The 12,765-nt window shown below is 47.8% G+C and carries 12 protein-coding genes; 11 read left to right on the plus strand and 1 reads right to left on the minus strand.

What is annotated here, in order from left to right; all coding sequences use genetic code 11:
* The first annotated feature begins 116 nt into the window (after window positions 1-116).
* The 9 genes from JNUCC32_RS05785 (at window position 117) to JNUCC32_RS05825 (ending at window position 10,550) form a co-directional block, all read left to right on the plus strand.
* A complete protein-coding gene (locus tag JNUCC32_RS05785) occupies window positions 117-1,157 on the plus strand; it encodes an ABC transporter substrate-binding protein (protein WP_192571341.1) in 1,041 nt (346 codons plus the stop codon).
* 60 nt (window positions 1,158-1,217) lie between these two features.
* Window positions 1,218-2,138: an ABC transporter permease gene (locus tag JNUCC32_RS05790; protein ID WP_036661509.1), complete on the plus strand. Its 921-nt coding sequence runs from the start codon at window positions 1,218-1,220 to the stop codon at window positions 2,136-2,138.
* The gene (locus JNUCC32_RS05795; protein ID WP_009590664.1) at window positions 2,138-2,932 is read left to right on the plus strand and encodes an ABC transporter ATP-binding protein; all 795 of its coding nucleotides are present in this window, start codon (window positions 2,138-2,140) and stop codon (window positions 2,930-2,932) included. The genes JNUCC32_RS05790 and JNUCC32_RS05795 overlap by 1 nt, the downstream gene beginning before the upstream one ends.
* 295 nt (window positions 2,933-3,227) lie before the next feature.
* Window positions 3,228-4,607: a helix-turn-helix domain-containing protein gene (locus JNUCC32_RS05800; protein WP_192571342.1), complete on the plus strand. Its 1,380-nt coding sequence runs from the start codon at window positions 3,228-3,230 to the stop codon at window positions 4,605-4,607.
* Window positions 4,608-4,800: 193 nt separating this feature from the next.
* Window positions 4,801-4,947: a hypothetical protein gene (locus tag JNUCC32_RS05805; protein WP_155989858.1), complete on the plus strand. Its 147-nt coding sequence runs from the start codon at window positions 4,801-4,803 to the stop codon at window positions 4,945-4,947.
* A 233-nt stretch (window positions 4,948-5,180) separates the two neighbouring features.
* Window positions 5,181-6,560: a helix-turn-helix domain-containing protein gene (locus JNUCC32_RS05810; protein ID WP_192571343.1), complete on the plus strand. Its 1,380-nt coding sequence runs from the start codon at window positions 5,181-5,183 to the stop codon at window positions 6,558-6,560.
* A gap of 143 nt (window positions 6,561-6,703) precedes the next feature.
* Window positions 6,704-7,933, plus strand: coding sequence for a CynX/NimT family MFS transporter (locus tag JNUCC32_RS05815; protein WP_192571344.1), 1,230 nt, complete (start codon window positions 6,704-6,706; stop codon window positions 7,931-7,933).
* Window positions 7,934-8,216: 283 nt separating this feature from the next.
* Window positions 8,217-9,446, plus strand: coding sequence for a chromate transporter (locus JNUCC32_RS05820; RefSeq protein ID WP_192571345.1), 1,230 nt, complete (start codon window positions 8,217-8,219; stop codon window positions 9,444-9,446).
* 171 nt (window positions 9,447-9,617) lie between these two features.
* On the plus strand, window positions 9,618-10,550 hold the full coding sequence (locus JNUCC32_RS05825) for an NAD(P)/FAD-dependent oxidoreductase (RefSeq protein WP_192571346.1): 933 nt from the start codon (window positions 9,618-9,620) through the stop codon (window positions 10,548-10,550).
* A 165-nt stretch (window positions 10,551-10,715) separates the two neighbouring features.
* Here JNUCC32_RS05825 and JNUCC32_RS05830 read toward each other — a convergent pair whose 3' ends face one another.
* Window positions 10,716-11,018: a hypothetical protein gene (locus JNUCC32_RS05830; RefSeq protein ID WP_096774419.1), complete on the minus strand. Its 303-nt coding sequence runs from the start codon at window positions 11,016-11,018 to the stop codon at window positions 10,716-10,718.
* A gap of 148 nt (window positions 11,019-11,166) precedes the next feature.
* Between JNUCC32_RS05830 and JNUCC32_RS05835 the strand changes: the two genes are divergently transcribed.
* Together JNUCC32_RS05835 and JNUCC32_RS05840 are read left to right on the plus strand one after the other, a co-directional pair.
* Window positions 11,167-11,550 (plus strand): antibiotic biosynthesis monooxygenase family protein, encoded by a 384-nt coding sequence (locus tag JNUCC32_RS05835; protein ID WP_015736198.1) that lies wholly within the window; start codon window positions 11,167-11,169, stop codon window positions 11,548-11,550.
* Window positions 11,551-11,775: 225 nt separating this feature from the next.
* Window positions 11,776-12,756 carry an AAA family ATPase gene (locus tag JNUCC32_RS05840; RefSeq protein ID WP_096774418.1) on the plus strand — a complete coding sequence of 327 codons (981 nt, stop codon included), beginning with the start codon at window positions 11,776-11,778 and terminating at the stop codon, window positions 12,754-12,756.
* Window positions 12,757-12,765: the final 9 nt, after the last annotated feature.

The following is a 12,765-nucleotide window of genomic DNA, read 5'->3' on the forward strand; positions in this document are numbered from 1 at the left end:
TTCAATAGGAACGACTTATTTTTTGACTTTAATGCTTTCGTCTATGAAAGCGGGGAAGCGTTGTCGCTTTATGTAGAAAATTATTGAAGCGGTTAATAAAAGAGAGGGGATTCATAATGAAGAGAAAAATGTGGTTATCACTTACACTCTCCGCGCTGCTGGTTACGGCAGTAGGCTGCGGGGACAAGCCGGAAGGCGGCGGAACGACTCAAACGGGCAGCGGCGGAGATGCCGAGAAGAAATCCTACAGCATCGCGATTTCGCAGATCGTAGAGCATCCATCCTTGGATGCAACGCGGGAAGGCATTCTGGCAGCATTGAAGGACGCTGGAATCTCGGAGGATGACAAAACGCTGAAGATTGATTACAACAATGCACAAGGTGACCCGGCGAACAACCTCTCGATCGGACAGAAGTTGAAGGATACGAAAGCGGATCTGGTGATCGCAATTGCAACAGATTCGGCACAGGCTGTGGCGCAGAACGTGAAGGAGAAACCGGTCTTGTTCGCAGCTGTAACAGATCCGCTCGATGCGAAGCTGGTCAGCGATTTGAAGAAACCAGGGGGCAACATCACCGGGGCATCTGACACGAACCCGGAAGCAACCAAACAATTGATGAATTTTGTAAATACTCATTTTCCAAATGTTAAGAGGATTGGTTTGGTCTTAGATGAAGGAGAAGCAAATGCGGTTGTTATGGCCAACACGGCAGAAGAGGTGCTTTCGGAGCATGGAATCGAGCTTGTGAAAGCTGCCGTTACCAATACTTCGGAAGTGAAGCAAGCAGCGGAATCGCTAGTCGGTAAAGTCGATGCCTTTTATATCACGCTGGATAATACCGTGGTAAGTGGAGTCGAGACAATTATTCAGACAGCACAAAAAAACAAAATACCGTTCTTTTCCAGTGACCGCGATACGGTGGAGAAGGGAGCTTTTGCAACAGTTGGATTCAAGTACTACGATCATGGATATCAAGTCGGCCAGATGGCCGTAGAGATACTGAAAAACGGCAAGAACCCGGGGGACATGGAAATCACGAAGCCGGATAAGCTGGATCTGATCCTGAACACGAAGGTTGCGGCTGAATATGGAATTGAAGTGACCGACGCCATGAAACAGGAAGTCAAGGACCCGGACAACAACATCATCGAGTAACGGTAAGGCGCGGAGATAACAGCCCGCGCCTTACTTCTTAATCCTTAAGGAGGTCATGACATGCTGGATTTCGTGATGAGGCTGGATGGTCCGATTGAATTGGGGCTGCTGTATGCGCTGATGGCACTTGGCGTGTATATTACGTTCCGGATTCTGGATTTTCCGGATCTGACGGTGGATGGAAGTTTTACGACAGGCGCGGCGATTGCGGCGATTCTGATTACCAACGGTGTGAATCCATGGCTTGCCACGCTGGCCGCATTTGCCGGAGGTATGTTAGCCGGTATCTGTACAGGCCTGCTGCACACCAAGGGTAAAATCAACGGTTTGCTCTCGGGCATTATTATGATGATTGCGCTGTACTCGATTAATATGAGGATCATGGGCAAGCCTAATATTTCGTTGAGCCAGGAAGCGAATATCTTCGGATCCATTGATCCGATCTATATTATGTTAGTGATTGTGATCATCGGCAAGCTGCTGCTGGATGCATTCTTCCGCACGGATCTTGGCCTTGCGCTCCGCGCGACCGGCGATAACAAGCGGATGATCCGCAGCTTTGGTGCCAACACGGACACGACAACCATTCTGGGGCTAAGCATCTCGAACGGGCTGGTGGCCTTATCCGGCGCTGTGGTTGCCCAGCAATCAAGTTTTGCGGACATCGGCTCCGGTATTGGAATGATTGTCATTGGCTTGGCGTCCGTTATCATTGGTGAGGCTGTTCTGGGAACCGGCTCGGTATTCCGGACAACGCTGGCTGTCGTCTGCGGTTCGATTATCTATCGGATTGTCGTTGCTGCTGCTTATGAGATTCCATGGCTCGAAGCTTCGGATTTAAAATTGATCACGGCGATCATCGTCATTATCGCTCTCGTGGTTCCGACCATCAATCGGGCGATGAAGCAGCGTTCACAGGCACGGAGGCGCTCAACCGAACTGTTAGCTACGCAAGGGAAGACCAAAGGAGGTGCGCTCTGATGCTGGAAATGAACCATGTGTCCAAGCTGTTTAACCCGGGGACGGTGGATGAGAAGATCGCTTTGATGGATGTCAACCTTCACTTGAAGCCGGGGGATTTCGTGACGGTTATCGGAAGTAATGGTGCGGGCAAATCCACGCTGATGAATATCATTTCCGGGGTAATGAAGCCGGACGCGGGTGAAGTGCGCATTGACGGCACTTCGATCGGCCATCTGCCGGAATTCCGTCGCAGCCGCTGGATCGGCCGGGTATTTCAGGATCCGATGGCGGGCACAGCGCCGCATATGACCATTGAAGAGAATCTGGCGATGGCATATCGTCGCGGCCAATCCCGCGGGCTCAGCATAGGCGTTACAGCATCCAAGCGGGCCGGCTTCCGCAAACATTTAGAGCGGCTTGGCATTGGACTCGAGGATCGGCTCCGAGCCAAAGTAGGGATGCTGTCGGGAGGGGAACGTCAAGCGTTAAGTTTGCTGATGGCAACCTTCACGCAGCCCCAAATCCTGCTGCTCGATGAACATACGGCAGCGCTCGATCCGGCTCGTGCGGAGCTGATTACCCGAATAACCGATGACATCGTACGCGACATGAAGCTGACCACGCTCATGGTTACACATAACATGGAGCAAGCCATCCGTCTTGGCAATCGCCTTATTATGATGGATAAGGGGCGCATCATTCTGGATGTGGACGAAGAGCGCAAGAAATCCCTGACCGTGGAGCAGCTGCTTGGGGAATTTGAGCAGATTAGCGGTCACAAGCTGTCCGATGATCGTTTGGTTCTGGGGTGAAATTCTACTTCAAGACAAGGAATCTTTGATCAGATGATTAATAAGATGTTCATAAATTCAGCAAAAAAAGCGCTTCCGAAAATTTCGGAGCGCTTTTTCTCATCGTGTCATTTCATTTGACGATATATAAATAGAATAAGATTTGCAAGGAAATTGGCATTTTTAAATCTTATTGGGTATTTTATGTAAAAAAATGACGTAAATAAGTATTGACCGCTGGAATATTAATCAATATGATTACTGTATAGAGAAATATACTAATATTTGGGTTCTGATCCTGGAGGGTGGTGTTAGCTTGGAAATGACAGCCACGATTCGCGAACAAATGGAAGAGTTTCTACATAAGAACGAAATGACGATTAATCGGTTTGCAGAAATATCGGAGGTCAACAGCGGCACACTCAGCAATATTCTGAATGGGAACCGCCCGATTTCCATGCAGCAACTGGACCGAATTACGTCAGGCATGGGTCTGGAAGAGGGTTATTTCTACGAGTTGTACATAGATGAATGTATTTTTCATGCTACGCCGGATTGGCGTCGATTGGGACCGTTTCTTCACAGGTGCGCGGAACTGGGGAAGCTGGATTGTTTGGACAAGGCTGTCCGAATGACGATGGATAATATTTCTTACTCCCCGCTGCTCTTTGAAACAGCCGAGGTTTTTTTCAAAGAGGGAAAGCATGAGGCGGCCGTGCTGCTCTACAGGAGTGTGGCTGAGAGCGAAAGATTCCAGCATTCGGAGCGGCTGGCCCTTTGTCAGTATCGGTTGTTTACGCTTGGGCTTACGGATGATCAGGAAATGAATTCGCGGGCTGCAGTATACTTCGAACCTTATATTGATCGATTAGATGAAGTTTATGCGCTAAAAGAGCTTATTAACTTAAATGTATCGTTAAATAGGTGGAGCAAAGTTGAAGAGTTAGCCCATAAGATGGGAAGAATTGCCTCAATTCAGTATCAATTTGAAGTAGGAAGGGTTGGACAAGAAGTTAGTGGGAAGAAACCAGTTGTGTTCTATATGTTATATTCATACTTAGTAAAAGCCACTGTTTGTTATGAACGTGGAGAAATTGATTTAGCATTGGAATATGTTTCAATGTACTCCGAACCGGAATGGCTCAAAGAACAGCCAAATGAAGAAGAGCGTCGTATTATTAATCAATTTAATGAGTGGGCGGAAGCAAACAGATTTCTTTATAAACTAATGGCTGGAAATAACGGAGCTCTTTCTGAATATGTAAATTACATTGCTGATAAGGAAGACGAAATATTTCTTGCAATTTGTAATATCATGATTGCTGCAAATAGATATCAACTGCAAGTTGACCATATTTTAGAAAGATTTAAGGGATATATTGAATTCAAAGAGCAACGGAATCATATAGGGGAAATTATTCAACAAATTACTGCTGATCGATATACAAGGTTGTTAACAGAATTGGGAATATATTATTTGAATTTAAAGCACTTTGAAAAAGGGTTACAATTTATTTTAGAAAGTTTACAGCAATCAATAGCTATAAACAATGACAATGGAATGTTAAGATGTATGGCATTATTTGAACAATTCCGAGAGTTTTCTACAATTGACTTACAACAAAAATATAGAAAATTAGTATGTGAAGTACAGAAGTTGAATGAAGAAAAAATAGGTCTTGCCCTTAAGTATTAACTAAGAAAATCTCTTATCTTAATCTTCAGTCTAGATTTTTGTTATCATAATGTAGCATAATTATCTTGGAAAGCCTGGTAGATTCTATTACAATTATACAAGGCGTAATTCGTGAATATTTGCGAAGTTTCGTCGTATTCCACTAGATTGAACAAAAAATGCGATAAAATCAATTTGCGAGGTGAATACATTAATGAAAAGAAGATTGGCTTCTCTATTTATCCTCTGTAGCATTATTTTAACGATTGCAACTCCAAGTTTAATTGTAAATGCAGAAAGTAATATCCCTAATAATGAAATGATGAAGTCTTTAAGTAATCATGGAATAGGAACAACTTAAGTTTTTAATGCTTGCTTTTAGCTATCTACATAATTTTATAGAAGATGATCTTCATAATGTGATGACTTCGGATATTCTGAAGTCATCTTTTATTTGTATCTTGATCATTGAAGTGAGGAAGGAATCTAAACTATTTATTTCAGATTTACCTCTTAAAAATGGTTGATTCTAATGTTATAAAATAATAGCATTTAATTACTAATATTTGGTTTTCCATCTGGGGGTGTTGTTACTTGGAGACGACAGCCACGATTCGCGGAGAAATAGTAAGGTATTTGCAGAATCATCGTATGACGATTAACCAATTCGCCAGGATATCCGGCATCAACAGCGGAACACTTAGTAATATCTTGAATGGTAATCGTCCCATGTCTATGAACCAGTTAGACTGGATTACCGAAGGGATGGAGTTTGAAGAGGGGCACTTCTATGAACTTTACATAACGGAAAGTATTTTTCGTACCACTCCGGATTGGCGGAGGCTTGGGCCTTTTCTTGAGCGGTGTGCTGAACTGGATAAATTGGATTGTTTGCATAGAGCAGCACGAATGACGTTGGAAAATATCATTTACGTACCAATGCTTTTCGATATGGCGGAGTTGTTTTTTAAAGAAGAAAAGCATAAAGCTGCTGCATTGCTTTATGAATGTGTGGCTGAAAGTGAAAAATTCCAACATTCAGAAAGGCTTGCACTATGTCACTATCGTCTCTTTATGGTGGGGTTAAGTGATAACGTGGATGATAACTTAAAACTGGCAGTATCATTTGAGCAATATATCAATAGGTTAGATGAAAATTACCAATTAGACGCATATAGAAAACTTATTAATGTGAACATTTCACTTCTACGGTGGGATACTGTGGAAGTCCTGGCTAAAAAAATGGGTCAAATAGCAAGACTGCAATATAAGAATAACTTTAACTCTGCAATCATGAATGATGAACAGGAAAAGCCTATAGTTTTTTACATACTCTATTCATTTCTCATTCTGGCGAGTGTCTGTCGTGAATCTGGAAACTTTGGAGAAGCATTAAGTTACCTGTCCCTGTATGAGAACCCGGATTGGATAAAGACACCCTCAGAACAGGAAATAATAATTATTAAACAGTTTAAAGAATGGGCGAGAGCGAATCGCTACCTATATAGGTTAATGTCTGGACATTCTGACGCTCTTTCTGAATATGTAAACTATGTTGAATCTAGAACTGATGAAATTTTTCCGGCCTTATGCAATATTGTGGTAGCAGCTAATCGACATCGCATCAACATCGATTATATTATAGAGCGGTTTCGGGAGTATCTAATATATAAACCACAACGAAATCAACTAGGCAAGGTAAGTGAGCAAGTTACGATGAATCAACATGCTCGCCTCCTTACCGAGCTAGGCATATACTATTTGAACTCCAAAAAGTTTAACCGTGGTTTAGTTTATATCGTTGACAGCATGGAGTACTCGATAAAAATCAATAGTGACAGAGGGATGCTGCGGTGCATGGGGATCTTTGAGCAGTTCCGCCATGCTGCAACCGAGGATATACTAAAACGGTATAATGAACTGATTCGCGATGTCCAAAAATTATCCGTGTATGCCTGGAGCCCGATTGTGTAGGGCTCTTCGTGCGTCCATGCGTTATTACATGACATTGCCGCCAGGATGTTGACCTCCCGGGGCTATGGCCTAAAGTCCGGGTTTGTGATAAACTCGGATAAGTTTATTTTTACATATCGCATGAAAAGTAAGGAGTCCATGTCATGACATCAAGAACATCGATAGATCCAAACACCAATTCCACAGGGCGCACATGGTTGATCTTTGCAGGCATCATCCTTATTGCCATTAACCTCAGGGCGGCGATTACTTCGGTAGGTCCGCTGATCGGAATTATTCGAGAGGATACGGGAATTTCGAACACATTGGCAGGCATGCTGACAACGCTGCCGCTATTAGCCTTTGCTTTACTGTCGCCGATGGCGCCGGCCATGGCCAAAAAATGGGGACTGGAGACAACCCTTCTGCTGAGTATGGTCGTGCTGACTTTCGGCATCGGCATACGCTCGATATCGTCTCCCTACACGCTGTTGATAGGTACCGCATTTCTAGGTATGGCCATAGCCGTCGGGAACGTGCTGCTCCCGAGTCTGGTCAAGCGGGACTTCCCGCGCCATATCGGTTTGATGACAGGCACCTACTCCGCCTCGATGAACCTGCTCGCCGCGATTGCATCGGGGGTCAGCATTCCGCTGGCTACCCAAGCCGGGCTTGGTTGGCAGGGCTCCCTGTTAATTTGGGGATCCTTGTCCATATTGGCGATGATCGTATGGCTGATCCAACGCAGCAGTTCCGGAAAAACCGCTGAGGTCAGTTCGGCTGTCGGAAAGCAGCAGAGCGTGCTGAAGTCGCCGCTTGCTTGGTATATTACTTTATTTATGGGGCTTCAATCGTTTACGTTCTACGTGAACATCTCTTGGCTGCCAGAAATTCTGAGAAGCCAAGGCATGGATTACGGCGCCGCAGGATGGATGCTCTCGATTCTCCAATTTGTCAGCTTGCCATTTTCCTTCATCATTCCAGTCCTGGCCGGCCGGAATCCGAACCAGCGCGTACTGGTAACGATCTCTGCATTGTCCATGCTGATCGGTTATGCCGGTTTGTTATCCGGCATGTCTTCATTGAATCTCCTATGGGTGATGCTGGTAGGTATTTCGGGCGGGGCGAATTTCAGTTTGTCCCTGATGTTCTTCACCCTTCGTACCAAAACGGCCCACGAAGCCGCCGCGTTATCGGGCATGGCCCAGTCGCTGGGTTATTTGCTGGCTGCCGTCGGTCCGATGCTGATCGGGTTCCTGCATGACGCAACGGGAGGGTGGAAGGTGCCTCTGACGGTGCTGTCCGCCGTCGTCGTGGTGTTGTTCATCTTTGGTTTTGGGGCAGCGAAGCCAGGTTATCTGTCCGTTCCGGACGAAACGAAGACGGAGGCTTAAAGCTGCAGAAGTCAGCATCTGGTGATGCATCATGCTATTAGAACGATATGAAGAGCGATCCATGGAGATACTCCAGTTGGATCGCTCTTTTTTTAATGCATGTGCGGACTTTCACGCGAAGCATTCAAGTCTGAAAAATTTACATTGCGTTTACATAAATGGGTAGATTGATCATGAGAATATGGTATACTCTGAAATTTGATAAAGATGATCTGTATACTTAAGACTGAACGGGTTAAGAGTTCTATCACATTACACCAAGCAAACGGGGAGCGATGGTATCTTGAATCTACAGACACATAAAGAGCAAACACAGTCTCAAGTTGGCAACAGACAACCGTCCGGAAGGTGGCGTGCGCTCGGCGAAACCTGGTGGACTGCTCTGCAGCTGGGACTTACTTCATTTGGCGGGCCGATTGCCCATCTCGGATACTTTCACCAGACCTACGTACGGCGCAAACAATGGCTGGATGAGAAAAGCTACGCGGATCTGGTGGCCTTGGCCCAGTTCCTTCCCGGACCTGCCAGCAGCCAGGTAGGCATTGGCGTTGGGGTTATGAGAGCCGGACTCTGGGGCGGACTTGTCGCCTGGCTCGGCTTCACGCTGCCGTCCGTGCTCATGCTTATGATTTTTGCCTATCTGATGCAAACCTTCGATCCCGGCTCGGCAGGCTGGATTCAGGGACTTAAAATCGTCGCGGTAGCCATCGTAGCGCAAGCGGTGCTCGGTATGGCAGGAAAGCTGGCCTCAGGCCCTGTCCGGGCAGCTTTAGCGTTAATCGCCATGGCCGTCGTGCTGCTGTGGCAGAGTCCCGTGTCTCAAGTGACGGTGATCGCTCTAGCCGGCCTATCGGGATTGTGGCTGTTCAAACGTCAAGCAAACGAAGAGGCAACACCCGAGATGAAAATGCCGATCGGACGGAGAGCCGGACTCTTTTGCCTGGGAGCGTTTGTCGTTCTGTTAGTAGGTCTCCCGCTCCTTAAAGGGATAACCGATAATGGATGGGTAGCCATTGTGGACAGCTTCTACCGTGCCGGATCGCTTGTATTCGGCGGAGGGCATGTCGTTCTTCCGCTGCTGGAAAGCGAGACGGTACTGAACGGATGGATGTCTAAAGAGGATTTTCTAACCGGTTACGGGGCGACACAAGCGGTTCCTGGCCCGTTGTTTACATTTGCCGCTTATCTTGGGGTCCTGATTCAGGGAATACCCGGAGGCATCGTTGCCACGCTTGCCATCTTTCTGCCCGGATTTCTGCTCATTGTAGGAGCCATGCCATTCTGGAACTTTATCAGAAGAAACCCGAAACTGCAGGGCATGCTGACAGGCATGAACGCGGCTGTGGTCGGAATTCTGCTGGCCGCTTTGTACCATCCCATATGGACTTCCTCCATCCACGGCCCGCTTGAATTTGTGATCGGCGCGGGACTGTTCGGGATGCTGATGTTCTGGAAGAGTCCCCCGTGGCTAGTTGTCATCATTGGCGCATTAGCAGGACAGTTTCTCCTGTAAAGGCCTTATTGAATAGCCCTCGGCATGATGTGCCGGGGGTTATTTGATTGATCAGGAGTAAATCGCATCGGATTGGTTAAATATTAGGGTGTATCTCTATTCGGGAAGCATGCGTTGATCACAAGAGTTTTTAGCTCTTAATTCGATACAGAAATGAGTGGATAAACCTACATGATGGACAGAGACGTGAAAGATTGCATTATTGTTGGCGGCGGAATTGCAGGTCTGCAGGCAGCTATACAACTGGGACGGTATTCGGCCTACGATGTACTGGTCATCGACCGGGGAACGGGGCGTTCCACCATCTGCAAGAGCTACCGCAACATACTAGGATGGCCGGAAGGGGTGTCCGGTGAAGAGCTCAGACAGCGAGGGCGGAAGCAGGCGGAGGCCGTGGGCGTTGCGTTTGCAGCCGATGATATACGGAAGGCCGAACGGGATGAAGCGAAGTGTTTTGTGTTAACCGGTAAAGACGGAACCAGGTACAGGGCAAAAAGCATGCTGCTTGCAACAGGCTTGATGGATCGCTTTCCCAAGCTGCCGGGCCTGATGTCTACGCTAGGCACATCCGTTTTTGTATGTCCCGATTGCGATGGGTATGAAATTCAGGATCGAAAAACCGTTGTGCTGGGATCGGGCGATCCCGGTGCCAATATGTCCATTTTGTTATCCGAGCGGGCGAAGGAAATCATCTATGTCAATCATGAGGGACAGCCGGCTTCGTCCGAGAACATGACGCAGTTAGCGAATCTTGGGATTCCGTATATAGAGAAAAGAGTAACCGAAATTCAGGAGGAAGGGGGCATCCTATCGGCTGTCGTGCTGGAAGACGGCAGCATCATCCGCGCGGAGCGCGGTTTCATTTCCTTTGGAGGGAACATGATCTATTCCGAATTGGCCGAGCAGTTGGGGGCGGAACTGGAGCACAACCGGCATGTGAAGACCGATCCCCGATCCAAAATGACGAACGTCGAACTGCTGTGGGCTGCAGGCGACCTGGGCGTCCATTCCGAATTAACCACCGTGGCGATGGGGGAAGGCGCAACGGCTGCGATCTGGATCCATAAAACGCTGAAAAAGATGACAAGCCAAGCCGTAACATAATGTTATGAGCCAGGCTGGAATATTGGCATGGTCCAGGCCTTGACATGATGACTAAAGAACCCGCCTGATCGGGCACGGAATGTATGGAGCGATACCGTGGATCAAGGCGGGTTTTCTGTGCTATCAGCGGACTGTCACCTTGAATTCAAGTCGAGCGACTAGACGTTATGACAGACCGAATCTCGTGATATGATCTTCGAGTTTATATTTTTGCAGCAATTCCGTTTGCTTGGGACCGATCAGGTCAAAATGCGGGTATGGCTGGCGGTGATGGATATACTGCGGATTTAATCCATTGGATATGCACCAGTCCTTCAGGCGCTGAATATCCGAGCAGCCTACTTTGGTTACGGTATGAAACTCCGGAAACCGCTTGTCGTACCAATAATGGGTTAAAAACGCGATATCGCCTTTGGCGACTTTCTGTTTCCATTGCTGTAATTCCTGCTTCGAGATGCCGAATGCCATGTTAGTCTCATCCTCATTCGTATATTCATTCTTCTCATTATACCAGCATATACTTGACTGCACCTACTTGTTTTCATAGCCTGGTGCTGCGAAGTCTGAAGCGCTGCCTTACCGTTGATCGGATCGATGTCGAAAGAGGGGGAACGTTATGATACTGGAATCAGCCATTCTTTATATTAAACCTGGGCTGGCAAGCGAATTCGAAAGTGCCTTTCGGGAGGCTTCCGGCGTATTGTTATCCAAAAAGGGGTATGTAGGCCATGAACTTCACAAGTGCGTGGAGAACCGGGATGAATATATATTCCTTGTCCGCTGGAGCGGCATTAAGGATCACCTGATCGGCTTCCGCGGGCACCCGGACTATAAGAAATGGGTTGCCTCTCTGGAACCGTTTTATGCAAAGGCGCCTGAGGTCAAGCATTATATCGACATCCGGATCGACAGCCGAGAGCAGGCGGAATCGGAGCTGGCTAAACTGTTGATTCCGGAAAGCGGCTCGGATTCCGCCGAGGAAAACAGGCCGTCAGAATAAAATGGGCTTCATTTTATCGGCTAATACAACACGGCATGAGTATCCCCTACTGAGGGTGATTTCCCGGGAGCCGTCCTTGGACGGCTTCTTGGCGTTATTGGAAGAGGCACGCCCTGGTCATTGAAGGCTTGGCCAAACTTGGCTAATCGGTCTTATTTTGTCCCGAATAACAGGAATTATGGGATGTCGTGACGAACTTTGTTGTTAAGTTAAACTACATAAGGGGTGGTTACAATCATTACAGATTATCATGGCGTCCGCCGTCTTGCCGACGACATTCGGGCAAACGTTTCCAAAGTTATGGTAGGCAAGGAGCAGTTGATCGACAGATTGTTTATTGCCATGGTCACATCGGGTCATGTTCTGCTGGAAGATGTTCCGGGAACCGGGAAGACGCTGTTGGCCAAATCCATCTCCAGGTCGATTGATTGCACGTTTAAGCGAGTACAGTTTACGCCGGATTTGCTGCCGTCCGATCTGAGCGGCATTTATTTCTATAATCAACAATCCGCGACGTTTGAATTCCGTCCCGGTCCGCTGTTCACCAATATCCTGCTCGCTGATGAAATCAACAGGGCCACGCCTCGTACGCAGTCCAGCCTGCTCGAGTGCATGGAGGAGCGCCAGATCAGCATCGACGGAGTAACCCATCAACTGAAAGAACCGTTTCTGGTCATCGCCACGCAGAACCCGCTGGAGCAGCAAGGAACGTTTCCGCTGCCGGAGGCACAGCTGGACCGCTTTTTATTCAAACTGAACATGGGGTATCCTACCTCGGAGGAAAGCGTGAATATTTTGAAGCGCTTCAAAGACGAACAGCCGCTGGAATCCCTGACGGCCATCGCAGCGTCCGACAGCATCGTACAAGCCAGGCATATCGTCAGCAAAGTACATGTCAGCGATGAGATGTTGGCTTATATAGTCGAACTTTCCGAGCATTCGAGACGGGATGAAGCCGTCGCCTCCGGCGTAAGCCCGAGGGGCTGCCAGGCATTATTGAAGGCGGTGCAGGTACAGGCCGTCCTGAACGGGAGAGAGTTCGTTACGCCTGATGACGTGAAGGAGCTCGCCGTGCCGACGTGGGCGCACCGCTTGAAGCTGCGGGGGACGCTCCACAACCGCGGCGGCGCGACTGCGTCAGAAGAAGTGATCCAACGATTGCTGCAGCAGGTTGCCGTACCGACAGAAGAAGGCATCTCGTCGTAGGGGGCGATG

It is taken from the genome of Paenibacillus sp. JNUCC32 (assembly GCF_014863545.1).
In the GTDB taxonomy this organism is placed as follows: domain Bacteria; phylum Bacillota; class Bacilli; order Paenibacillales; family Paenibacillaceae; genus Paenibacillus_AQ; species Paenibacillus_AQ lautus_A.